Source organism: Pseudomonas sp. RP-B7, from assembly GCF_059803535.1.
The window spans coordinates 176,914-200,445 of the sequence record NZ_JAPFHC010000004.1 but is presented as its reverse complement, the minus strand read 5'-3'; the positions used below and the strand labels follow the sequence as shown (position 1 = coordinate 200,445).

Genomic DNA, 23,532 nt, shown 5'->3' with positions numbered 1-23,532 from the left:
GTGGGACATAAACCGATGGCACACCGTTCGAGTGCGCCACGTCCCGTGATGATCCGTTGTGGAGCTGTACCATGACCGCTGCTGCCTACCCGCACCTGTTGGCCCCTTTGGACCTGGGTTTTACCACCCTGCGCAACCGCACCTTGATGGGCTCGATGCACACCGGCCTGGAAGAGAAACCCGGCGGTTTCGAGCGCATGGCGGCCTACTTCGCCGAGCGCGCCCGTGGCGGCGTGGGCCTGATGGTCACCGGCGGCATTGGCCCGAACGATGAAGGCGGGGTGTATGCCGGCGCGGCCAAGTTGACCACCGACGACGAGGCGCAAAAGCACAAGATCGTGACGCAGGCCGTGCACGACGCCGGCGGCAAGATCTGCATGCAGATCCTCCACGCCGGTCGCTATGCCTACAGCCCCAAGCAGGTTGCACCGAGCGCGATCCAGGCGCCGATCAACCCGTTCAAGCCCAAGGAGCTGGACGAAGAGGGCATCGAGAAGCAGATCCAGGATTTCGTCAACTGCTCGTTGCTGGCCCAGGTCGCCGAGTACGACGGCGTGGAAATCATGGGTTCCGAAGGCTACTTCATCAACCAGTTCCTCGCCGCCCACACCAACCACCGTACCGACCGTTGGGGTGGCAGCTACGAAAACCGCATGCGCCTGGCCGTGGAAATCGTGCGCCGTGTGCGTGAGGCGGTAGGCCCGAACTTCATTATCATTTTCCGCCTGTCGATGCTCGACCTGGTAGAAGGCGGCAGCACCTGGGAAGAGATCGTGCAGTTGGCCAAAGCCATCGAGCAGGCCGGTGCGACGCTTATCAACACCGGCATCGGCTGGCACGAAGCGCGGATCCCGACCATCGCCACCAAGGTGCCGCGTGGCGCGTTCAGCAAAGTCACCGCCAAGCTGCGTGGCGCGGTGCAGATCCCGCTGATCACCACCAACCGTATCAACACCCCGGAAATCGCCGAGCAGATCCTTGCTGAAGGCGATGCCGATATGGTCTCCATGGCGCGGCCGTTCCTGGCCGACCCGGAATTCGTCAACAAGGCCGCCGCTGGACGTGCCGATGAAATCAACACCTGCATCGGCTGCAACCAGGCGTGCCTGGACCACACTTTTGGCGGCAAGTTGACCACTTGCCTGGTCAACCCGCGGGCGTGCTACGAGACCGAGCTGAACTACCTGCCGGTCAAGCAGATCAAGAAGATCGCGGTGGTGGGCGCCGGGCCTGCCGGTCTGGCTGCGGCGACGGTGGCCGCCGAGCGGGGGCATCAGGTGACGCTGTTCGATTCCGCCAGCGAAATCGGCGGCCAGTTCAATATCGCCAAGCGTGTACCGGGCAAGGAAGAGTTCTTCGAAACCCTGCGCTACTTCAAGCGCAAATTGCAGACCACCCACGTGGAGGTGTGCCTCAATACCCGCGTCGACGTCGAGCAACTCAAGGCCGGCGGTTACGACGAGATCATCCTGGCCACCGGCATTGCGCCGCGCACCCCGTCGATCCCGGGCATCGAGCATGCCAAGGTGTTGAGCTACCTGGATGTGATCCTGGAACGCAAGCCGGTAGGTAAGCGCGTGGCGGTGATCGGTGCGGGCGGTATCGGTTTCGACGTTTCGGAATTCCTCGTGCATCAGGGGGTATCCACCAGCCTTGACCGCGAAGCGTTCTGGAAAGAGTGGGGCATCGACACCCAGTTGCAGGCCCGTGGTGGCGTAGCCGGGATCAAGCCGCAAGTGCATGCGCCGGCGCGTGAAGTGTTCCTGCTGCAACGCAAGGCCTCCAAGGTCGGCGACGGCCTGGGCAAGACCACCGGCTGGATCCACCGCACCGGTCTGAAGAACAAGCAGGTGCAGATGCTCAACAGCGTCGAATACCTGAAGATCGACGATGCAGGTTTACATATCCGCATCGGCGCCGAGGGCGAGCCCCAGGTGTTGGCGGTGGACAACATCGTCATCTGCGCCGGCCAGGACCCGCTGCGCGAGTTGCAGGACGGTTTGCTCGCAGCGGGCCAGCATGTGCACCTGATCGGCGGCGCAGATGTGGCGGCCGAGCTGGACGCCAAACGCGCGATCAACCAAGGCTCGCGACTGGCCGCCGAGCTGTAAGGCACATAGACTACGGGCCCTTTGCGCACAGAGATGCACCTGATGGGCCCGTTTGACTGGCTTCCCCACGCTCCCCTTGAGCCCTTGCGCCTGGACTGGCTGCAAGGCGTCGAGTTGGCCGTGCTGCGCCTGGATCGCATCGACCCGCTGATCAGCGGCAACAAGTGGTTCAAGCTCAGCGGGCACCTGGCGCAAGCGCACAACGCCCAAGGCATCATCAGCCTGGGCGGCGCCTACTCCAACCATCTGCATGCGCTGGCGGCGGCGGGCAAGCGCTTTGGTTTTCCGACTGTGGGCTTGCTGCGCGGCCATCCCCAGGACACGCCCACCGTACTCGACCTGAAAGCCTTCGGCATGCAACTGCACTGGCTGGGTTATGGCGGCTATCGCGCGCGGCATGAGCCGGGGTTCTGGACGCCGTGGCGTGAGCAATATCCCGATCTGCATGCGGTGCCCGAAGGTGGCGGCGGGCTCGCCGGTGCAACAGGTTGCGGCGTGCTCATCGAGCAGGTTCGCGCGCAGTTGCACGTGCTGGGCTGGGCCGACTACGACGCCTGGTGGCTGGCGGCGGGCACCGGCACCACGTTGGCCGGATTGGCATTGGCGGAGACGGGCGCACACCCGGTGTACGGCGCTATGGCGGTACCGGACGACCATGGTGTGGCGCAGAACGTGGAGGCTATCGTGCGGGGCGGTTATGAACTGCTGGACGCCAGCCGAGGTGGTTTTGCCAAGGTCGATCCGCTGCTGCTGGACTTTATCGAGCAAACAGAAAAGGCCTGCGGCCTGCCCCTGGAACCGCTCTACACCGGCAAAGCGCTGCTGGCCTTGAAGCAGCAGATCGAAGCCGGGCGTTTTCGGCCCGGCACCCGTCTGATCTTCATCCACACTGGCGGCCTTCAGGGCCGCCGGGACTTCATGGGGTAGCGCGCTTGCCGGGTATCATGCGCAAGGCCGTGTTATCGCGCAGGATGTAATGGTGAAAAATCCCCGCCAATGCATGCAACCCAATCAACCAATACCCGACCTTGCCGAACCACACATGCCAGCCCTCGATTTCTTTGGCCAGTGCCTTGTTCTCCGCGATCAACGGCGGCAATTCAACGCCATAGAACATCACCGAGTGCCCTTCGGCACTGACGACCAGCCAACCGGCGATCGGCATGCCAATCATCAGTGCGTACAGTGCGACGTGCATCAGCGTCGCCAACAGGCTCTGCCATTTCGGCGGCGTTGGCACAATCTTCGGCGCCACCCCCAGGCTGCGTGCAAACAGGCGTAGCCACACCAGTACAAACACGGTGAGGCCCAACATGAAGTGCATCTCGACAATCAGGGTTCGCGCCCCGCTGCCTTTGGGGAACTGGCCGCGCAATTCAATGCAGGCGTAGACCACCGCCAGTAGCACCACCATCAACCAGTGCAACGCAATCGACATGGTGCTGTAACGCGTATCGGAGTTTTTCCACGGCATCGCTGTGTTCCTCACTCATCAGGGCAATCCTGTGGCGAGGGCGCCTGCTCCCGTTGGGCTGCGCAGCAGTCCCTCTGTTCAGGGCCGCTTCGCGCCCCGATGGGAGCAAGCCCCCTCGCCACAGCTACAGTTTCTTCACGGAACAGCATTGCGTTCTTCAGTGACGCAGTGACTTAACTGTATGCCGGTTTTGAGCGCTTTGCCTGGGGTAAATGCCGTTGTCTTGACTTCTATCAGTGACCTTGCGGAATTTCCCCACGGGCCAGCCGTGCGTTGATCTCGGCGATCACCGCCGGCAACTCGGCGATGGTGTCGATCAGGTAGTGCGGGCGCGAGCCTGCGAACAGTGCTTCGATGCGCCTGCGTTCACTGGCCAAGATGCTGGCGTCCAGAGCGCGGAACTGCTCATGGGTCAAGCCCAGCGCGTTGCCGGAGCAGGTCAGCGCGACGGTCCACATCCCGGCGCGGCGGCCTTCGAGGATGCCCGGCACGGTGTCGTCGACCTTCACGCAGGCGGCCACGTCATCGATGCCCAGGGCGATCACGTTGGCCAGGGCCTGGGCCGGCCAGGGGCGGCCGTTGGGCACTTCGTCGGTGGCGACCACATGGTCGGCGTAATAGCCATTGGTGGCGGCCAGCGCGACTACCTTGTCCATCACCTGCTTGGGGTAGCCGGAGCAGGAACCGATCTTGAGCCCTTGCAGGCGCAAGCGGGCGATGGTGTCGAGGGCGCCGGGGATCAGTGCCGAGTGCTCGGCGATCTTCTCGATCTGCAAAGGCATGAAGCGCTGGTAGATGGCCGTCACGTCATCATCCGTTGGCGTGCGCCCGAATGCCTGGCGGTAGCGCTCGGCCACCTGCGGCTGGTTGCACAGGGTGCGGATGTGGTCCCACTTGCCCATGCCCATCGGGCCGCGGGCTTCTTCGATGGAGACTTGCACGTCGAACTCGGCAAATGCCTCGACAAAGATCTGCGTGGGCGCAAAGGAGCCGAAGTCGACCACGGTGCCGGCCCAGTCGAGGATCACGGCCTGGAGGGTGTTGGGGGTCTGATAGTTCATGCTGGCGATCCAATAGAGGAAGGGGTGATGCCCATGGCGCGCAGTGCGTCGCCGATGGCGGTGACGGCGGCGCGCATTTGCGGGGTGTCGACATGGCCGATACAGCCGACGCGGAAGGTGTCGACTTCGGTCAATTTGCCGGGGTAGAGGATGAAACCCTTGGCCTTGACCCGTTCGTAGAAGTCCTTGAACTGGTAACGCGGGTCGTGCGGGGCGTGGAACGTGACGATGATCGGCGCCTGGATCGCCGCCGGCAGAAAGCTGCGCAGGCCCAGGTCGGCCATGCCGTCCAGCAGCGCCTGGCAATTGCGCGCATAGCGTTGATGGCGTGCGGGCAGGCCGCCTTCTTCGGCGTATTGCACCAGCGCTTCATGCAGTGCGGCGACCACGTGGGTCGGCGGGGTGAAGCGCCATTGGCCGGTCTTGGCCATGTACGCGTGCTGGTCGAACAGGTCCAGCGCCAGGGAGTGGCAGTTGCCCTGGGCGGCGGCCAAGGCCTGTTTGTCGGCAAAGACAAAGCCCATGCCCGGCACGCCTTCCAGGCACTTGCCCGAGGCGGCGATCAGCGCATCGAACGGCACGGCGCGGGCGTCAATGGGCAGTGCGCCGAAGGCGCTCATGGCGTCGATGATCAGGCGCTTGCCGTGGCGCTTGACCACGTCGGCGATCGCGGCCAGCGGGTTGAGGATGCCGGTGCTGGTTTCGCAGTGAATCAAGGCAACGTGGCTGATGCGCGGGTCGGCGCGCAGCAGGCGGTCGACATCGGTGGCGGTGGTGGGTTGGTCTTCGGCGGTTTCAAAGGTGCTGACGGCACGGCCCAGCACGTCGCAGATCTTCGCCAGGCGCTTGCCGTAGGCGCCGTTGATCAGCACCAGCACCTTGCCCTCGCGGGGCACCAGCGTGCCGATGGCGGCTTCGACGGCGAAGGTACCGCTGCCCTGCAACGGTATGCAGTGGTGACTGTCGGCACCGTCGATGATCGCCAGCAATTGCTCGCAGACGCTGGCGGTCAGTTGGTTGAAGCGCTCATCCCATGAACCCCAGTCCACCAGCATCGCCTGGCGGGTGCGGGCGGAGGTGGTCAGGGGGCCAGGGGTGAGCAGTACAGGCGCGGTCATTGCAAATCCTCGTCAAGCCATCGATTCAAGCTACGGCGCCTAAATTGCAGTTTGGCTTGTTATCAATCAAATTGTTTGTTGTTATGCGAGCTATCAGTGAGGCCGATAACCATGAACCTGTTCCAACTGCGTGCATTCGATGCCGTGGCCCGCGAGGGCAGCTTTACCCGGGCGGCGGCGCGGCTGTTTATCAGCCAGCCGGCGGTGACCGGGCACATCAAGGCCCTGGAAGAGCACTACCAGATCCCCTTGTTGCGCCGTACCGCGCGACGGGTGGAATTGACCGAAGAGGGCGCACGTTTGGCGGCGATCACCCGGGCGATTTTCGGCCTGGTGGACGAGGCGCAGACGATGCTGGAAGCCAATCGCCAGTTGCTCAGCGGGCGCCTCGAAGTGGCAGCCGACGGCCCGCATCTGGTGATGCCGATGCTCGCCAGCCTGCGCGCGCGCTACCCCGGCATCACCGTCAACCTGCGCCTGGGCAACGCCCAGGAAACCCTGGCGGCGTTACTCTCGGAGCACGCGGATGTGGCGGTGTTGACCGAAGTGGAACCGCGCAACGGCCTGCATCTGCAAGCGTTGAGTGAATCGCGGATCTGCGCGCTGGTGCCGGTCAGCCACCCCTGGGCGATGCAGCCCGCGGGCATTGCGCTGGCGCAGTTGCACGGAGTGATCATGGTGCTGCGTGAGCCGACCTCCACCACCCGGCGCACTTTTGATGAGGCCTGTCAGGCGGCCACTGTGCAGCCCAAGGTGTTGCTGGAACTGGACAGCCGCGAGGCGGTGACCGAGGCCGTCGCCGCTGAACTGGGCGTGGGGGTGGTGTCGTCGATGGAAGTCAGCCCCGACCCACGGGTGCGGGCGATTCCCCTGCAAGGCGACGGCTTGGTCAACCGCCATCTGCTCGGCTGCCTGGAGCGGCGTCGCTCATTGCGCCTGATCCAGGCGTTTTTCGAGTTGGCGCCCTGACGGTTTTTTGGTGGAACGTTGCGTTTTTGCCCTATAAACTCTGCCCCCAAAGCGCCCGCCAGTAGACGTTTGGGCGCGATGGACAGAAGAGAGTGAGTCATGGGCGCACAGTGGAAAGTCAAACATAAAGAAGCGGCAGCCAATGCCAAGGGCAAGATCTTCGGCAAGCTGGTGAAAGAAATCACCATCGCCGCCCGCAACGGCGCCGACACCTCCACCAACGCCCACCTGCGTCTGGTGGTGGAACAGGCCAAAAAGGCCTCGATGCCCAAGGAAACCCTGGACCGCGCGATCAAGAAAGGCGCAGGCCTGCTGGGTGAAACCGTGCAGTACCACCGCGTGACCTACGAAGGGTTCGCGCCGCACCAGGTGCCGCTGATCGTCGAGTGCGTGACCGACAACATCAACCGCACTGTGGCGGAAATCCGCGTGGCGTTCCGCAAGGGCCAACTCGGTGCTTCCGGCTCCGTGGCCTGGGACTTCAACCATGTCGGCCTGATCGAAGCCTCGGCGGACACGCCGGACGCTGATCCTGAAATGGCCGCGATCGAAGCCGGTGCCCAGGATTTCGAAGCCGGTGAAGAAGAGGGCACCACCCTGTTCATCACCGAGACCACTGACCTGGATGCGGTACAGAAAGCACTGCCGGAGCAGGGTTTCACCGTGTTGTCGGCCAAGTTGGGCTACCTCGCGAAAAACCCAGTGAGCGGTTTGAGCGATGAGCAGATGGCCGAAGTCGAGGTTTTCCTCGAAGGCCTGGACAACCACGACGACGTGCAGGACATGTTCGTCGGCCTGGCTGGCTGATTCCAGCAGACCACATGCAGTCCGAAATGTGTGAGCGGGCAAGCCCGCTCCCACATGGGGTTAGTGGTGTCCGATAGCGCCTAGCAAGGTTTCGATTTCTGCGAAACCTGGACGCGCCAGCACATCAGGTTGGCAGCAACGCTTGCGCAACCCGATCAGCGCGTCACTCACCTGGGTCTCGACCCGCGCCAACAACTCCCCCAACAACACCCCAAACGCTCTCACTTCAATGCGCTGCAACGCCCGGGTCTCCTCGGTATCCGTCGTGGCATGGAACGACGCCGCGCCAAAATCCCCAAGCAGGCAATCACCGGCTTCATTCCACAAAATATTGTGGCCATACAGGTCGCCATGGGTGATGCCATGCCGGTGCAGATGCGCGGCGACCGAGGCGATGCCCCGTGCCATGCGCAACGCCACCTCCAGGCTGAACACGGTGCCCGGTGCGTAGATGTCACGGGTGCACGAGGCCAGGCTCGGCAGGGCGGCGAGGTTGCGGTAGCTCGGGTCGATCAGGTCCATCACCAGCGCTGCTTGACCCTCAGGGTGGCCGATCACGCGACCTTCGACCTTGATCAGGTTGGGGTGCAGCCCGGCGGCGATGCACGCTTGCATCTCATGCAGGGGCGAGCCGTCGCTGGTGATGGTGCCTTTGTAGAGCTTCACCGCGACGGATTGCCCCGTGGTTTTCCACAGCGCCTTATGGATCACCCCCGAGGCGCCTTCGCCCAGCACTTCGGCCAGCTCCAGTTCGGACCAGGGGATATTCGGCGTGCTGTCATCGCCAGGCAGCTCCACCGCCATTTCCACCGGATTGCCGGCATACGCCAGCCAGGTCAGGCTTGGCAGCGCCAGCAGCCATTGCGGCAGGCGGGTGAAGCGGTTGGCGGCGATGCGCAGCAGTTCGAGGTTGTGGCAGCCGGCCAGGCTTTCCGGCAGGTGCGTCAGTTGGTTGCCGGCCAGCATCAGTTTTTGCAGCAAGGGGCGCCGTCCCAATTCGCTGGGCAATTGGCTGATCTGGTTATCGGTGAGGATCAGCCAGCGCAGCAGTGGCGGCAGTGCGGCGGCGTGCACCTGCGTGATCTGGTTGGCCTTGAAGCCGATCATGCTCAGCTTGGCGCACTGGCCCAGGCATGGCGGCAGTTCGGTGAAGCGGTTGTCCGAGCAGAACAGCACGCGCAGGTGCGGCAGGCGGTGCAGGTCCTCAGGCAGGTGGCTCAGGGCGTTGCCGCTGAGGTTGAGGATTTCCAGGGAGTCGGCCAGCGCGAAGATTTCCCGGGGGAATTCGGTCAGCCCGCAGGACAGGTCCAGGCGCGTGATGCCAGCCAGTTGGCCGGCCTTGAGTTGGGCGAGGGTATGCATGAACGGCGCAGTCTCTGGGCGGTGGGGACGCAAGCGGCGCCCATGATAACGGTTACGCGTCGCTCTGTTGCAATTGCCCCAGGCGACTGACGGTGCGGGAGAGGTCGATGGCCTGGCCGCGCAGCGCGTGCGCAAGCGGTTGTTCGCCGATCAGGATCAGGTGTTTGTCCTTGTCGTAGAGCACGTCCACCAGATTGATAAAACGCTGCTGCACGGCAATCGGGCACTCCGCCAGCTCCGGCAGGCCGTCGATGATCCAGTGGTCGAAGTCGTCGCACAGCAGCAGGTAGTCCAGCACCGCCGTGGGTTGCTCGCACACATCGTTGAAGGTGAAGGCGATGGTGCGCCCCTCGTGACCACGGACTCGCAGCTGGCGGGTGCCGACGGTCAGGCTGAGGGCGGCGCAATCGGCCGCTGGCAAGCCCAGTGCCTGGCGTTGTGCCGGGCTGCCCGGGCACACGAAGCGGCCTTGGGTGAAGCGCTGTTGGTCGTGATTTTGCGCCAAGCCACGGTAGTCCTGGGGCGCGTTGACCTCCATGACGTCCATGCGCGCATCGATCAGGTCGATCACCGGCTTGAACCGCTGGTGGTACAGCGGGTTCGGCAGCAGCCCCGCCGGTGCGTAGTTGGAGGTCACCAGCACCAGCACGCCCCGTTCGAACAACGCTTTGAACAGGCGTGTGATAAGCATCGCGTCGCCGATGTCATGGACGTGGAATTCGTCGAAACACAGCACGCGACAGTCTTCGAGCAATTCATCCAGGGTCACCGCGAGGGCGTCGGGCTGCTGGCGATGGCGGAACATACCCTGGTGCAGGCGGGCAAAAAAATCGTGGAAGTGCACGCGGCGCTTCTCGGCCAGGGGCAGTGCCTGGAAAAAACCATCGAGCAACCAGCTTTTACCGCGTCCCACGGCGCCGTGCAGATACAGGCTGCGCGGCGCTGGCCCCGCTTGCTGCAAGGCCCCGGCCAGCAGCGTCATGCGTTCGATGACCTGCTGCTGGCTGGGGCTGAGGGTGTAGCCTTGGCGTCGGGCCTTGTCCTGAAAATACGCAGACACCTCGTCAACCGCGGCCGCGGCAGGCTTGGCGAATAAACGGCGCAGGGTGCTGGGTAGGGCCAATGGGGCGGGTTCCGTCTAATGAGGGGCGCTATTTTGCGGGAAAGCGCGCCAATTTAACCAATACAAAATGCGCTGGCCAGCGATCGCAAAAGCAGATGGCCAGCTCCCGCCGCCGGCCGGTATCGACTTGCGCAACATGACTCCGGGCGGGGGCTTCTAGAACTTCAACAGTGCCGTGGTGGGCTCGCCCTCTGGGCTGACCATCGCATAGTTGTAGCCGCCGCCGGACCAGTACTCGGCCTGCAAGCCATCGGCGCTGCGGCTGCCACGGGGCAGGAAACCGTTGTCCGGGCCCGGCGGGCGAATATAGAAGCTGATGCGCCGACCTTGTTGATCCTCATACAACACCATCGCCGCCGCGCCTTGGTCGGTCGTGAGCAAACGCCCGCTGACCGCTGTGTAGCCGGCTGCGCTCAAGTCCGGCAGGCGGCTGGCTTGGCTGAAGTAGCGGTCGATCCAGGCTTGCATGCTGCCGCCGTCCTGCACGTGATAGTCGGCGGGCAGCACGCCGTCCCTGGCAAACAAGCGATACGCCTGCATGGCGTCGGCCATGGGCAGCAGGGGCGTTTGCGTTGCTTCGCGGGCCTGCCAGCCGCCTATGCCGCCGAGGCTGACGGCGAGCAACAGCAGCGCTGCCGTGGCGAAGTGTCGGCGGGTCTGGCGTTTGCGGCGTTGGCGGATCAGCGCCGGGTCCAGCGCGGGGTTGCTCGGCTGTTGCAGGCCTGCGCCGAGTGCGGCGCGCAGCAATTGTGCGTCCTGCTGCCAGGCGTGGACCTGGGCCGCGACGTCGGGGTGGGCGGCCAGCCAGGTGTCGAGGAGGCGCCGGTCACTGTCCGCCAATTGGTGGTCGACGTAGGCATGCAAATCGCGTTCGCTGGGGGGCAGGCTGATCATTTGAGTATCCGCAGGGAAGGGCTGGCAATTTCGCCATCGCTGAGTTGACGCAAGGCTTGGCGCGCGCGGGACAGACGCGACATCACGGTGCCGATGGGCACCTCCAGGATGTCGGCGACTTCCTTGTAGCTCAAGCCTTCGACCGAGACCCACAGCAGCAGGGCCCGCTGCTCGGTGTTGAGCAGGTCGAAGGCTTGCAGGGTGGATTGGGCGATCACCGTGCGTTCCACCGACGGCTGCGCATCCTCGCGGCCGGTGAACAATTCGAGCATGCGCGCATAGCGTCGGGTGCGCCGGTGAGCGTCGAGGAACTGCCGGTAGAGGATTGAAAACAGCCACGCACGCAAATCGCCTTCGCTGCGCTTGCCGACCCAGCGGGTGAGCGCCCGTTCTAGGGTCGATTGCACCAGATCGTCGGCGCTGCTGGCGTTACGGGTCAGGGACACGGCAAAGCGCCGTAGCCTGGGGATGAGTTCACGTAACGCTGCGTCGAGTTCATGCATGGAGTTCTGGCTGGTCATTGCGCTGGGACTAGAGAGACGTCCGGCGTTGGCGGTTATTCCCGGGGCCGGAAAATTAAGTCATTGGCCAGGGAATAGAGGCGGTTGGCGTTCGTCCTAATGCTCCGACCTTATGTTCCACCCCCCTGAGGCCCCTGGCCCTGGAGTTCCTTCATGGTAGATCACTCATCACCACCCCGTCCCCCGTTGAGTACGGCGAGCCTGATCGCGCGACTCGCCGGTATCGGTGCTGTGGTCGCGCTGGTGGCCGGGGCGTTTGCCTACGTCAACGGCACGCTCGACCCACAACGCCTGCGTCCGAAAACCTTGGTGAATGCCTTGGAAACCAACAACGGTGTGCACCCGGGTTTCCGGCGTAACCATGCCAAGGGCGTATGCGTTGCGGGTTATTTCGAAAGTAGCCCCGAGGCACGTGCCTATTCCAGCGCACAGGTATTCAGTGCGGCCAAGACTCCGGTCATCGGCCGTTTTGCCTTGCCCAGCGGCAACCCGTATGCGCCGGACAGCAGTGTGCCGATCCGCAGTTTTGCCGTGCAATTCACTCAGGCCAACGGCCAGCAATGGCGCACCGGGATGAACAGCATGCCGGTATTCCCGGTGGGTACGCCCGAGGCTTTTTACGCGCTGCTCAAGGCCGGCGCGCCGGACCCGGCTACCGGCAAGCCGAACCCGTCGAGCATGCCCGCATTTTTCGCCACGCATCCGGAGACGGCGGCGTTTCTGGCGTGGGTCAAGACGGCCAAGCCGTCGGCCAGCTATGCGACCGAAACTTACAACGGGATCAATGCGTTTTATCTGGTGGACGCCGATGGCAAGCGCCAGGCCGTGCGTTGGGCAATGGTGCCGCTGAGTCAGGATGCAGCGGGTGATACCGCGCCGGCGGGGCCTGATTTTCTTGAGCAGGACCTGGTGCAGCGTCTAGGCGCTGGCCCCCTGCGTTGGCAGTTGAACATGGCCCTGGCCAACCCCGGCGACCCGCTGGACGACGCGAGCAAGACCTGGGCAGGCGCGCACAAGGTGCTGAACGCCGGGACGCTGGTGTTGCAGAGCAGCCAGCCGCAAGCGAACGGCGATTGTCGCGACATCAACTTCGACCCGCTGATTTTGCCCAGCGGTATCGAAGCCTCCAATGATCCGCTGTTGGCCGCACGTTCGGCGGCGTATGCCAGTTCATATCTGCGCCGTGCCGGTGAAGTCAGCCCGCTGCACCGTGCCCCTCAGGAGTCGAAGCCATGAATGCCCAACCGCGGTTTTTTGCGCCATTGGCGCGCTTGCTGCACTGGGTGATGGCGCTGATGGTCATCGCCATGCTGTTTATCGGCGCGGGGCTGGCGGCGTCAGTGTCGCAGCGGCACGAGTGGTTGATCCATCTGCATAAGCCGTTGGGGATAGCGATTCTGGCGCTGGTGATCGTGCGTTTGGTGGTGCGCTTTTCCACGCGCCAACCGCCGTTGCCTGCCGATTTGCCGATGTGGCAAGTGCTGGCAGCCAAGGCGTCCCACTGGATGTTGTACGGCTTGATGCTGGTGTTGCCGCTGCTGGGCTGGGCGATGATCTCGGCCGCCGGCGACCCGGTGATGCTTGGCAGCTCGGTGCAATTGCCCGCGCTGGTGGCGGCAAATGCACCGTTGTTCGCAGTGCTGCGCAAGGCCCATGGCTTTCTCGCCTACCTGTTGTTCCTGACGGTGCTGTTGCACCTGGCGGCGGCATTGTTCCACGGGCTGATCCGCCGCGATGGCGTGCTGCGCAACATGACAGGCGTCAGCGCAAAACGCTGACGATGTCGGCGACGGTGCTCAACACATCTTTGCCCAACTGCATCGAACGTTTGCCCGACCAGCCAGTGTGCGGGTTGGGCGCGTCGTCGTTGTCCTTGAACGGCATTTCCAGGGTCAGCGACAGGCAGTCGTACTTTTCCCCAACGGCATTGCAGGCCAGGGTCATGTTGGCTTCGCCCGGCAGGTCGCGGGTGTAGCCGTGGGTGGTCTGGAAGTCGCGGGTCAGGGCGCTCAGGTGACTGCGAAAGTGTTTTTCCAAGGCTTCTATACGCGGCGTGTAACCTGGGTTGCCTTCGCAGCCAGCGGTGAACACGTAGGGGATTTCTTCGTCGCCGTGGATGTCGAGGAACAGGTCGACGCCGTACTTCTCCATCTGTTGCTGGACGAAGAAGACTTCCGGGCTGAGTTCTTCGCTGGCGCTTTGCCAGGCTCGGTTGAGGTCCTGGCCCATGGCGTTGGTGCGCAAGTGGCCGTGGAATGCACCGTCAGGGTTCATGTTGGGCACCAGGTACAGGTCGGCGACTTTCAGCAGTTTTTTCAGCTCGATGTCGCCGTCCTGTTGCAGGCGTTCGATGATGCCTTCCATGAACCATTCGGCCATGTGTTCGCCGGGATGTTGTTGGGCGATGATCCACACCTTGCGTCGGTCTTCGCCGCCTTTGCCACGGCGCAGCAACTGAATGTCGCGGCCTTCGACACTTTTTCCGGTGGCCAGCAACTGGGTGCCCGCACGGGTCAGGGCCTGTTCGATCAGCCAGTCGTGGCGCTCACGGCTGTAGGGTTCGAAATAGGCAAACCAGGCGTGTTTCTCACGGGTTTCGAGGCTGATGTGCAAGAGGTCGCCATCAAAACGCGTGGGCACGCGGAACCAGTTGATATGGTCGTAGGACGCCACGGCGTTGTAGCCGCTCCACGCGTGCTTATAGGAAGACTGGCTCGCGTTGCTCAGGCGGAAGGTGTGGGTGTGGCCCACATGCATGCCTTCGGCCTTGAAGTGGAACCATTGGAAATGCGGGCTGCGGGTGTCGGGTTTGATGGCGAGCAACAACTGATAGGAATCGCTGGCGTCGAGCACCTGGATATTGCCACTGTCGAAGTCGGTGCTGATCCGGATGGAGGTCAAGGCCACGGTCATAGTCTGATTGCCTGAGTATGAGTGTTGTGGCAGGTATCTTACACAGGAGTCGGGCAAAATCTTGATGCAAAATTGTTGCATGGAGAAGGGGGGGCGTCGTCCATGACGCCGCAGCAGCTTAGAATCTATGAGATTGATTCTCAAGCGCTAATTCGCAGAGATCCGACGCAGGGCGTTCGTTCGGCTTTCTTTTCGCGATGGTCTTTTGCTACCATGCGCGCCATCAAGCAACACACAGTCTTCATTAGCCTGAAGCCATGCCAGGGAAACTGGCAAAAAAAAGACCCGGCCAAAGAGCCGGGTCAAAAACCGTGATTAGCCTGATGAGGAGATATTCCAAGAGTCCGACCTAAGGTCCCTTGGTCTATCGACTGATCTCGCGATCAGCTGGGTCCAATAATAATCATTATCATTTGCAAGTCAAATGTTTTTATCCGTGGGATAGAAATATTTTTCCCGCGTGCCCGCTAAACGTTCGCCTGGGCTTCTGGCACCTGCAACGACCGCTCCACCATCGCCTTTGCCATATCAATCAAATACACCACTGAAAACGCCAGGTCCCGCTGGTTGCCTTGATGGCTGTTCGCCGATTCATACGCGGTGGCGGCCGCACTGCGCAACAAATCCGAGGCATGCACCAGTGCTTCCTCCTGGCTGATGCCGGATTTGACGCGGAACAGGATGTCGTCCTGGATCGATGTCGACATATCTTCTTTCAAGTAATAGTCCAGCGCGCGCTGGGCGGCGCCGCTGCTGTGCATGTCCAGCGGGTCGTCGGTTTCGGTTGTGTCGGGCAGTGAATACAGGCTTGTCGTCATAAGGGGCGGTACTCCGTGTGGGGGGCGAAAACCTTATGTCCGATGATAGTACGTATCGTATTTATGTCGTTTTATGGATTACTACAAACTGTTTATTGCCCTGGAATATGCCTGCCGTATGCTCAGGCCCCATGGATAAATGGATAGCGTTGGTCAAAGCCAACATGGAAGACGCCAAGGTCTCCCAAACCGAACTGGCCAAGCGCCTGGGCATGAGCCAGGGGGGCGTCGGCCACTGGTTGACGAAGCGTCGTACGCCGCGCGTGGCAGATATGAATCGGGTGCTGGCCGAGCTGGGCCTGGGTGACCTGGAGGTGACGCTGCACATTCGCGAACGCAGCGCTGAAGCACCGGCCGCGACCGGCAAGTACAACCCGTATTTCCGCTACCCGGTCAGCGATTGGAAAGGCCTGTGTGAAGTGCGCGAGGAGCGCGGGACCTATGCCGCGCCACGCTTCGAACCGACGGATTACCACGCCCGGGGCGCCGCCTTCTGGCTGCCGGTCACGGGCGATGCCATGACCGCGCCCAGCGGCTTGAGCATCAGCGCGGGCATGCTGATCCTGGTGGACCCGGCCATCACCGCCGAACCGGGCAAGCTGGTGGTCGCACAATGGGCCGACAGCCCCCAGGCCACCTTCCGCCAGTTGGTGCAAGAGAGCGGCCAGTTGTACCTGGTGCCGCTCAATCCCACCTATCCCAAGCAGCTGTTCAGCGCGGATTGCCGCATCCTGGGCGTGGTGGTGCAGGCCACGGTGAAGTTTTAGTCCGCCGTGGCGAGCTCCACCAGCGCGCAACCTTCGGCAACCATTTCGCCTTCTTCGCAGAACAGTGCCTTGATCACCCCGGCCTGGGGCGCGCGGATGCTGTGTTCCATCTTCATCGCCTCCAGCACCACCAATTGCGTGCCAGCCTCGACGGTTTGGCCGACCTCGACCAGCACCCGCACGATACTTCCGTTCATCGGCGCCGTGAGGCCGCCCTGGTGCGATTGACCGGCTTCGACCGCCGCAATCGGGTCAAACAGGCTGACCGCATGCATCTGGCCGTCCCAGCGCAGGTACAGGGTGTCGGCGCTGCGTACGGCCAGATGGGCGCGACGCACGCCCTGGTGTTCGATCAGCAACTGTTCGCCGCTTAACTGCGGCGCGTCTGTCGACAGTGTCACCAGCCGATCCTGGCCATTGCAGCTCAAATGCAGGGAGACCTCGGCTGGCAGCCCGGCACGAAAGCCGCGAGTGTCGGCCCACGGCCCATCAGCCTTGGGCAGGCTCTGCATGAAGGCCGCGCCGGCCGCCTGCCAGAATGCATCGCTCAACTCGCCTGGCTCCGGTAGCAGTGCATCCTGATAACGCGGGATAAACCCGGTATCCAACTGCGCCGCGGCAAACGCCGGATGGCCGATGATGCGTCGCAAAAAGCCCAGGTTGGTCTTGAGCCCGCCGACGGCAAATTCATCGAGCATGCTCAACAAGCGCAGGCGCGCCTGTTCACGGTCTTCGCCCCAGGCAATCAGCTTGCCGAGCATCGGATCGTAGAACGGCGACACGCTGTCGCCTTGGGCGACGCCGCTGTCTACCCGGCGCCCAGGGCCTGGTGCGGATTCGCGGTACAGCGCCAGGTGGCCGGTGGCCGGCAGGAAATCATTGGCCGGGTCTTCGGCATACAGCCGCACTTCAATGGCATGCCCGATCAGCGGCACCTGTTCCTGGGTGATGGGCAGCGCTTCGCCCTGGGCGACGCGAATCTGCCAGGCCACCAGATCGAGGCCGGTGATCGCTTCGGTCACCGGATGTTCCACTTGCAGGCGCGTGTTCATCTCCATGAAGAAGAACTCGCCGCGCGCATCCAGCAGAAACTCCACGGTGCCAGCCCCCACGTAACCGATGGCCTGGGCCGCACGCACCGCCGCTTCGCCCATGGCCTTGCGCTGTTCAACACTCAGGCCCGGCGCCGGGGCTTCCTCGACGACCTTTTGATGGCGTCGCTGGATCGAGCAGTCGCGCTCGTTGAGGTACAGGCAATGCCCATGCTGATCGGCAAACACCTGGATCTCCACATGGCGTGGCTTGAGCAGGTATTTCTCGACCAACATCTGCCCATTGCCGAACGACGACAAGGCCTCCCGCTGTGCGGAGGCGAGGGCGTCGGCGAGCCCGCTGACGTCCTCGACCACTTTCATGCCCTTGCCGCCACCGCCGGCAGTGGCCTTGAGCAATACCGGATAGCCGATGCGCTCGCACGCGTCGCGGAAGGTCTCCAGGTCCTGGGCGGCGCCGTGATAGCCCGGCACCAGCGGCACGCCGGCGGTTTCCATCAGCGCCTTGGCGGCGGATTTGCTACCCATCGCATCAATGGCCGAGGCGGGCGGGCCGAGAAAGATCAGGCCTGCGGCCTCAATCGCACGGGCAAATGCGGCGTTTTCCGACAAGAAGCCATAGCCCGGATGAATCGCCTGGGCGCCGCTGGCCTGGGCGGCGGCGATCAGTTTGTCGATCTGCAGGTAACTCTCGGTGGCCTTGCTGCCGCCCAGGTCGACCCGAATATCCGCCTCGCGACTATGCCGCGCATCGCGGTCGGTGGCGCTGTGCACGGCCACGGTGGTCAGACCCATGGCCTTGGCGGTACGCATGACGCGGCAGGCAATTTCACCGCGATTGGCCACTAGTACGGTGGTCAATGGACTCATGGACGCGGCTCCTGTGCTTGCCAGCTGGGCGGACGTTTTTGCAGGAAGGCACGCAAGCCTTCCTGGCCCTCGGCACTCACGCGAATCCGTGCGATGGCATTTTCGCAATAGCGCCGCAACGCCGGGGTGAGGGCGCCGTTGCCCACTTCACGCAGCAAATCCTTGCTGGCGCGCATTGCCGCCGGGCTGTTTTGCAACAGATTGGTGATCCACAGTTCGACATGCAGGTCGAGGTCGGCAACCGGATAACTTTCCGCCAGCAGGCCAATTTCCCGCGCGCGCTGGCCGCCAAAGCGTTCGGCCGTGAGGGCGTAGCGCCGCGCCGCACGTTCGCCGATGGCCTGGACCACGAATGGGCTGATCACCGCGGGGGCCAGACCGATGCGCACTTCCGACAGGCAGAACTGCGCATCATCGGCGCCAATCGCCATGTCGCAGCAACTGATCAAGCCCAGCGCGCCGCCGTAGGCCGCGCCTTGCACCACCGCCAGGGTCGGGATCTTCAGCTTGGCCAGGTTGTACATCAGCTCCGCCAGTTCGCGGGCGTCGTCCAGGTTGGTGTGGTAATCCAGTTCGGCTGACTGCTGCATCCAGGCCAGGTCGGCGCCTGCGCTGAAATGCCTGCCGCGCCCGCGCAACACCAGGAAGCGCAGGGTTGGATCGCCCTGTACCCGGTCGAGGGCGATGATCAGTTCGCGGATCATCTCGGCGTTGAACGCGTTGTTCTTGGCTTCACGACTGAGCCACAGCGTGGCGAAACCACGGCTGTCGGTGATCAGTTCGAGGGTATTGAAATCGCTCATGGGTACAGCTCCATTTACATGCGGAACACGCCGAAGCGGCTCGGCTCGATGGGGGCATTCAACGCAGCAGAGAGGGCCAGGGCCAGCACGTCGCGGGTTTGCAACGGGTCGATGACACCGTCGTCCCACAGGCGTGCGCTGGAATAGTAGGGGTGGCCCTGGGTTTCATACTGGTCGAGGATCGGCTGCTTGATCGCTCGTTCTTCCTCGGCACTGAAGGCGTTGCCGGCCCGTTCGGCCTGCTCGCGCTTGACCTGCACCAGCACCCCGGCGGCCTGTTCGGCGCCCATCACGCCAATGCGGGCGTTCGGCCACATCCACAAGAACCGTGGGTCATACGCGCGGCCGCACATGCCGTAGTTACCTGCACCAAAGCTGCCGCCGATGATTACCGTGAACTTCGGCACCTTGGCGCAGGCCACCGCCGTGACCAGCTTGGCGCCGTGCTTGGCGATGCCGCCGGCTTCGTATTTCTGGCCAACCATGAAACCGGTGATGTTCTGCAAAAACAGCAGAGGAATGCCGCGCTGGCAGGCCAGCTCGATAAAGTGCGCGCCTTTTTGCGCGGCTTCGGCGAACAGGATGCCGTTGTTCGCCAGGATCGCTATCGGGTAGCCGTGCAGGTGCGCAAAGCCGCACACCAGGGTGGTGCCGAACAGCGCCTTGAACTCATCGAACACCGAGCCATCCACCAGCCGTGCGATCACTTCGCGCACGTCGAACGGCTGCTTGGCATCGGCGGGGATCACGCCATACAGCTCCTCGCCGCTGTACAACGGCGCTACGGGCGTGCGTTGCAGCAATTCGCCCTGTTTGCGCCAGTTGAGGTTGGCCACGCTGCGCCGGGCCAGCGCAAGGGCGTGTTCGTCGTTGTCGGCGTAGTGGTCGGCCACCCCGGAAATCTTGCAGTGCACATCGGCGCCGCCGAGGTCTTCGGCACTCACCACTTCACCCGTGGCGGCCTTTACCAAGGGAGGGCCGGCGAGAAAGATAGTGGCTTGCTGGCGCACCATGATCGCTTCGTCTGCCATGGCCGGCACATACGCGCCGCCGGCGGTGCAAGAGCCCATCACCACGGCGATCTGCGGGATGCCCTGGGCGCTCATGTTGGCCTGGTTGAAGAAGATCCGCCCGAAGTGCTCGCGGTCAGGGAACACTTCATCCTGACGCGGCAGGTTGGCGCCGCCGGAGTCCACCAAGTAGATGCACGGCAGGCGGTTCTGCTCGGCGATGGTTTGGGCGCGCAGGTGTTTTTTCACCGTGAGCGGGTAGTAGGAGCCGCCTTTCACCGTGGCATCGTTGGCGACGATCATGCATTCGACGCCCTCTACGCGGCCGATCCCGGCAATCACGCCGGCGGCGGGTACGTCCTCGCCATACACCTGATGGGCGGCGAGTTGGCTGAGTTCGAGGAAGGGCGAGCCTGGGTCGAGCAGGCGGTTGATGCGCTCGCGCGGCAGCAGTTTGCCGCGTGAGGTGTGCCGCTCCTGGGCTTGTGCGCCGCCGCCTTGTCTGACGTGGGCGAGCAGGGTGTGCAGGGCATCGACATGCTGGCGCATCGCCGCGTTATTGGCGGCAAATTCCGCCGAGCGCGGGTTGAGCTGGGTATGCAAGGTGGCCATGGCGCGCTCCCTCAGCGGGTTTCGTTGAACAGTTCGCGGCCGATCAGCATCCGGCGGATCTCACTGGTGCCGGCGCCGATTTCGTACAGCTTGGCGTCGCGCAGCAGGCGGCCGGCGGGGAATTCGTTGATGTAGCCGTTGCCACCCAGGATCTGGATCGCGTCGAGGGCCATCTGCGTGGCGCGTTCGGCGCTGTAGAGGATCACGCCGGCGGCGTCCTTGCGCGTGGTCTCGCCGCGCTCGCAGGCCTGGGCCACGGCATAGAGGTAGGCACGGCTGGCATTGAGTTGGGTGTACATGTCGGCGACCTTGCCCTGGATCAGCTGGAATTCACCGATGCTCTGGCCGAACTGCTTGCGGTCGTGGATGTAGGGCACGATCAGGTCCATGCACGCTTGCATGATCCCGGTGGGGCCGCCGGACAGCACCACGCGTTCGTAGTCCAGGCCGCTCATCAGCACTTTCACGCCGCCGTTGAGTACGCCGAGGATGTTTTCCTCGGGCACCGCGACGTCATCGAAAAACAGCTCGCAGGTGTTGGAGCCGCGCATGCCCAGCTTGTCGAATTTGTTGCTGCGGCTGAAACCCTTCCAGTCGCGCTCGACGATAAATGCGGTGATGCCGTGGGGACCCTTTTCCAGGTCGGTCTTGGCGTAGATCACGTAGGTGTTGGCGTCGGGGCCGTTGGTGATCCAGGTCTTGCTGCCGTTGAGTACATAGTGGTCGCCGCGCTTGTCGGCGCGCAGTTTCATCGAGACCACGTCGGAGCCGGCGTTCGGTTCGCTCATGGCCAGGGCGCCAACGTGTTCGCCGCTGATCAGTTGGGGCAGGTACTTGAGTTTCTGCGCGTGATTGCCGTTGCGGTTGATCTGGTTCACACACAGGTTGGAATGGGCGCCGTAGGACAACGCCACCGACGCCGAGCCGCGGCTGATCTCTTCCATGGCCACCACGTGGGCCAGATAGCCCAGCCCAGCGCCGCCGTATTCTTCCGGGACGGTGATGCCAAGCAGGCCCATGTCGCCGAACTTGCGCCACAGGTCGGCGGGGAACAGGTTGTCACTGTCGATTTGTGCCGCGCGGGGGGCGATTTCCTTGGCGACGAAGGACTGCACCTGGTCGCGCAGCATGTCGATGGTTTCGCCGAGGGCGAAGTTCAGGGACGGGTAACTCATGGACAGGCACCTTAATGTGAGCGTTGTTTTTGTGTGGGTTCAACGCCGGGAGGAGGGCGCTCACCTTTACGTTAACGTAAGCTTGCGTTAAGGCGCTGTCAATCGTAGTTTACGTAAACGTCAACCTAACAAAAAAGACAATAGGGGTCGTTATGGAACAACCGAATCCGAGCTACAGCCGCGGTTCTCAGGACAAGACCTTGCTGGCCATGACGATTGGCCAGGCCTTTGATCAAACCGCTGCACAGTTTCCCGATGGCGAAGCCCTGGTAGTGCGCCATCAACAACGTCGCTACACCTGGCGCCAACTCGCTGAAACCGTTGACCTGCACGCCCGGGCCTTCCTCGCCCTGGGCATGCAAACCGGCGACCGCCTGGGGATCTGGGCGCCCAATTGCGCCGAGTGGTGCATCAGCCAGATCGCCAGCGCCAAGCTGGGCGTGATCCTGGTCAACATCAACCCGGCCTATCGCAGTAGCGAGTTGGAATACGTGCTCAAGCAATCCGGCTGTCAGTGGCTGGTGTGCGCCGGGGCGTTCAAGACCTCCGATTACCACGGGATGCTGCAGGCTTTGAAGCCGGACCTGCGTGGCATGATCAGTCTCGACCCCAGCCCGCCGTCGGGATTCCTGCCGTGGTCGCAGTTGGCGGCGCTCGGGGCAGGTATCCCGCCCGAACAGTTGCACTCCCGCCAGGCCAGCCTGCGCTTCGATCAGGCCGTGAATATCCAGTACACCTCCGGCACCACCGGCTTTCCCAAGGGTGCCACCCTCAGTCACCACAACATCCTCAATAATGGCTACATGGTCGGCGAAAGCCTGGGCCTGAGCGCGCAGGATCGCCTGGTGATCCCTGTGCCGCTGTATCACTGTTTCGGCATGGTCATGGGCAACCTGGGCTGCATCACCCATGGCACCACCATGATCTACCCGAATGATGGCTTCGACCCGCTGTTGACCCTGACTGCCGTCGCCGAAGAACGTGCCACCGGCTTGTATGGCGTGCCCACCATGTTCATCGCCATGCTCGATCATCCGCAGCTTGGCGACTTTGATCTGTCCACCCTGCGCACCGGCATCATGGCCGGCGCCACCTGCCCCATCGAAGTGATGCGCCGGGTGATCAGCGAGATGCACATGAGCGAGGTGCAGATAGCCTACGGCATGACTGAAACCAGCCCGGTGTCTTTGCAAACCGGTGCGGATGACGACCTGGAGCGCCGCGTGACCACGGTTGGCCGCACCCAGCCGCAACTGGAAAGCAAGATCATCGACGCCGACGGCAACACGGTTGCGCGCGGTGAGATCGGCGAACTCTGCACCCGTGGCTACAGCGTCATGCTCGGCTACTGGCATAATCCCGACGCCACCCGCGAAGCGATCGACGACGCTGGCTGGATGCACACCGGCGACCTGGCAAGCATGGACGCCCACGGCTACGTGTGCATCGCCGGGCGCAACAAGGACATGATCATTCGTGGCGGAGAGAACGTGTACCCGCGTGAGCTTGAGGAGTTTTTCTTCACCCATCCGGCGGTGGCAGACGTGCAGGTCATCGGCATTCCCGACGAGCGATACGGTGAAGAGATCGTCGCCTGGGTCAAGTTTCATCCCGGCTATGTGGCCAACGCGCTGGAGCTGCAAACCTGGTGCAAGGGCCGCATTGCGCACTTCAAGACGCCCAGGCATTTCAAATTCGTGGATGAGTTTCCGATGACGGTGACGGGCAAGATCCAGAAATTCCGGATGCGCGAGATTTCGATGCAAGAGTTGCGCATGCAGCCCCCGTCACAGTGAGGCTCAATGTGGGAGCTGGCTTGCCTGCGATAGCGGTCTGTCAGTTACAGGTGTGTTGCCTGATCCGCCGCTTTCGCGGGCAAGCCCGCTCCCACATTTTGAATAGCGCGGTGTCAGGCAAATCGCTGAATCGCAGAAAGCACAAAGGGGACCCAAAGGTCCCCTTTAATTTGTCGTTACGTGCTCTTTTTTTATTATTGAGGGGCGGTCTATTGTTGTTTTTGGTAACCGTTACCCTTTACCGCTGTTTTTGGCGACCCCCATCCGGGGTCAAGA

At 62.9% G+C, this 23,532-nt stretch carries 22 protein-coding genes; 9 read left to right on the top strand and 13 right to left on the bottom strand.

The window, feature by feature from the left end; translation table 11 throughout:
- Positions 1 to 71: 71 nt before the first annotated feature.
- Both OPU96_RS06710 and OPU96_RS06705 read left to right on the top strand, forming a co-directional pair.
- Positions 72 to 2,111, top strand: a complete 2,040-nt coding sequence (locus OPU96_RS06710; RefSeq protein WP_498558887.1) for an oxidoreductase — start codon at positions 72 to 74, stop codon at positions 2,109 to 2,111.
- Positions 2,112 to 2,153: 42 nt separating this feature from the next.
- On the top strand, positions 2,154 to 3,038 hold the full coding sequence (locus OPU96_RS06705; protein ID WP_498558886.1) for a 1-aminocyclopropane-1-carboxylate deaminase/D-cysteine desulfhydrase: 885 nt from the start codon (positions 2,154 to 2,156) through the stop codon (positions 3,036 to 3,038).
- Here OPU96_RS06705 and OPU96_RS06700 read toward each other — a convergent pair.
- The 3 genes from OPU96_RS06700 to OPU96_RS06690 all read right to left on the bottom strand — a co-directional run bounded on the left by OPU96_RS06700 (position 3,028) and on the right by OPU96_RS06690 (position 5,764).
- Positions 3,028 to 3,585, bottom strand: a complete 558-nt coding sequence (locus tag OPU96_RS06700) for a cytochrome b (RefSeq protein ID WP_498558885.1) — start codon at positions 3,583 to 3,585, stop codon at positions 3,028 to 3,030. The genes OPU96_RS06705 and OPU96_RS06700 overlap by 11 nt on opposite strands.
- Positions 3,586 to 3,818: 233 nt before the next feature.
- Positions 3,819 to 4,646, bottom strand: a complete 828-nt coding sequence (phnX, locus tag OPU96_RS06695) for a phosphonoacetaldehyde hydrolase (protein WP_498558884.1) — start codon at positions 4,644 to 4,646, stop codon at positions 3,819 to 3,821.
- Positions 4,643 to 5,764 (bottom strand): 2-aminoethylphosphonate--pyruvate transaminase, encoded by a 1,122-nt coding sequence (locus tag OPU96_RS06690; RefSeq protein ID WP_498558883.1) that lies wholly within the window; start codon positions 5,762 to 5,764, stop codon positions 4,643 to 4,645. The genes phnX and OPU96_RS06690 overlap by 4 nt, the downstream gene beginning before the upstream one ends.
- A 111-nt stretch (positions 5,765 to 5,875) precedes the next feature.
- On the opposite strand from OPU96_RS06690, the gene OPU96_RS06685 reads away from it, so the two are divergent.
- Both OPU96_RS06685 and OPU96_RS06680 read left to right on the top strand, forming a co-directional pair.
- Positions 5,876 to 6,733 carry a LysR substrate-binding domain-containing protein gene (locus OPU96_RS06685; RefSeq protein ID WP_498558882.1) on the top strand — a complete coding sequence of 286 codons (858 nt, stop codon included), beginning with the start codon at positions 5,876 to 5,878 and terminating at the stop codon, positions 6,731 to 6,733.
- 99 nt (positions 6,734 to 6,832) lie between these two features.
- Positions 6,833 to 7,540 (top strand): YebC/PmpR family DNA-binding transcriptional regulator, encoded by a 708-nt coding sequence (locus OPU96_RS06680; RefSeq protein WP_498558881.1) that lies wholly within the window; start codon positions 6,833 to 6,835, stop codon positions 7,538 to 7,540.
- A 60-nt stretch (positions 7,541 to 7,600) separates the two neighbouring features.
- Here the strand turns inward: OPU96_RS06680 and OPU96_RS06675 are convergent, their stop codons facing one another.
- The 4 genes from OPU96_RS06675 to OPU96_RS06660 form a co-directional block, all read right to left on the bottom strand.
- The gene (locus OPU96_RS06675) at positions 7,601 to 8,902 is read right to left on the bottom strand and encodes a protein kinase (RefSeq protein ID WP_498558880.1); all 1,302 of its coding nucleotides are present in this window, start codon (positions 8,900 to 8,902) and stop codon (positions 7,601 to 7,603) included.
- A 52-nt stretch (positions 8,903 to 8,954) separates the two neighbouring features.
- Positions 8,955 to 10,025 carry a cell division protein ZapE gene (gene zapE, locus OPU96_RS06670; protein ID WP_498558879.1) on the bottom strand — a complete coding sequence of 357 codons (1,071 nt, stop codon included), beginning with the start codon at positions 10,023 to 10,025 and terminating at the stop codon, positions 8,955 to 8,957.
- A 156-nt stretch (positions 10,026 to 10,181) separates the two neighbouring features.
- Complete coding sequence (locus tag OPU96_RS06665) at positions 10,182 to 10,919, bottom strand: anti-sigma factor family protein (protein WP_226456429.1); 738 nt, start codon at positions 10,917 to 10,919, stop codon at positions 10,182 to 10,184.
- Complete coding sequence (locus OPU96_RS06660) at positions 10,916 to 11,422, bottom strand: sigma-70 family RNA polymerase sigma factor (RefSeq protein WP_498558897.1); 507 nt, start codon at positions 11,420 to 11,422, stop codon at positions 10,916 to 10,918. Before OPU96_RS06660 ends, OPU96_RS06665 begins: the two co-directional genes overlap by 4 nt.
- A 171-nt stretch (positions 11,423 to 11,593) precedes the next feature.
- On the opposite strand from OPU96_RS06660, the gene OPU96_RS06655 reads away from it, so the two are divergent.
- Both OPU96_RS06655 and OPU96_RS06650 read left to right on the top strand, forming a co-directional pair.
- Complete coding sequence (locus tag OPU96_RS06655) at positions 11,594 to 12,676, top strand: catalase family peroxidase (protein WP_305391131.1); 1,083 nt, start codon at positions 11,594 to 11,596, stop codon at positions 12,674 to 12,676.
- Complete coding sequence (locus OPU96_RS06650) at positions 12,673 to 13,218, top strand: cytochrome b (protein WP_498558878.1); 546 nt, start codon at positions 12,673 to 12,675, stop codon at positions 13,216 to 13,218. Before OPU96_RS06655 ends, OPU96_RS06650 begins: the two co-directional genes overlap by 4 nt.
- Here OPU96_RS06650 and OPU96_RS06645 read toward each other — a convergent pair.
- Entirely contained in the window at positions 13,202 to 14,353 is a 1,152-nt protein-coding gene (locus OPU96_RS06645; RefSeq protein WP_498558877.1) for a M14 family metallopeptidase, read from the bottom strand. The genes OPU96_RS06650 and OPU96_RS06645 overlap by 17 nt on opposite strands.
- Positions 14,354 to 14,455: 102 nt before the next feature.
- Between OPU96_RS06645 and OPU96_RS06640 the strand changes: the two genes are divergently transcribed.
- Positions 14,456 to 14,668: a hypothetical protein gene (locus OPU96_RS06640; protein ID WP_192296627.1), complete on the top strand. Its 213-nt coding sequence runs from the start codon at positions 14,456 to 14,458 to the stop codon at positions 14,666 to 14,668.
- 152 nt (positions 14,669 to 14,820) lie between these two features.
- On the opposite strand, the gene OPU96_RS06635 is transcribed toward OPU96_RS06640, so the two are convergent.
- Complete coding sequence (locus OPU96_RS06635) at positions 14,821 to 15,171, bottom strand: DUF6124 family protein (protein WP_498558876.1); 351 nt, start codon at positions 15,169 to 15,171, stop codon at positions 14,821 to 14,823.
- A 131-nt stretch (positions 15,172 to 15,302) separates the two neighbouring features.
- On the opposite strand from OPU96_RS06635, the gene OPU96_RS06630 reads away from it, so the two are divergent.
- The gene (locus OPU96_RS06630; RefSeq protein WP_192296625.1) at positions 15,303 to 15,938 is read left to right on the top strand and encodes a LexA family protein; all 636 of its coding nucleotides are present in this window, start codon (positions 15,303 to 15,305) and stop codon (positions 15,936 to 15,938) included.
- On the opposite strand, the gene OPU96_RS06625 is transcribed toward OPU96_RS06630, so the two are convergent.
- From OPU96_RS06625 to OPU96_RS06610, 4 genes are read right to left on the bottom strand one after another with little or no spacing between them, the layout of a single operon-like run.
- On the bottom strand, positions 15,935 to 17,860 hold the full coding sequence (locus tag OPU96_RS06625; RefSeq protein ID WP_498558875.1) for an acetyl/propionyl/methylcrotonyl-CoA carboxylase subunit alpha: 1,926 nt from the start codon (positions 17,858 to 17,860) through the stop codon (positions 15,935 to 15,937). The two genes, OPU96_RS06630 and OPU96_RS06625, sit on opposite strands and share 4 nt — an antisense overlap.
- The gene (locus tag OPU96_RS06620; RefSeq protein ID WP_192296623.1) at positions 17,857 to 18,663 is read right to left on the bottom strand and encodes a gamma-carboxygeranoyl-CoA hydratase; all 807 of its coding nucleotides are present in this window, start codon (positions 18,661 to 18,663) and stop codon (positions 17,857 to 17,859) included. Before OPU96_RS06620 ends, OPU96_RS06625 begins: the two co-directional genes overlap by 4 nt.
- 14 nt (positions 18,664 to 18,677) lie before the next feature.
- Positions 18,678 to 20,285, bottom strand: a complete 1,608-nt coding sequence (locus OPU96_RS06615) for a carboxyl transferase domain-containing protein (RefSeq protein WP_498558874.1) — start codon at positions 20,283 to 20,285, stop codon at positions 18,678 to 18,680.
- 11 nt (positions 20,286 to 20,296) lie between these two features.
- Positions 20,297 to 21,460, bottom strand: a complete 1,164-nt coding sequence (locus tag OPU96_RS06610; protein WP_226456424.1) for an isovaleryl-CoA dehydrogenase — start codon at positions 21,458 to 21,460, stop codon at positions 20,297 to 20,299.
- Between the two features lie 152 nt (positions 21,461 to 21,612).
- Here OPU96_RS06610 and OPU96_RS06605 point away from each other — a divergent pair, with 152 nt between their 5' ends.
- A complete protein-coding gene (locus OPU96_RS06605) occupies positions 21,613 to 23,256 on the top strand; it encodes an AMP-binding protein (protein ID WP_498558873.1) in 1,644 nt (547 codons plus the stop codon).
- The last annotated feature ends 276 nt before the right edge of the window (positions 23,257 to 23,532 follow it).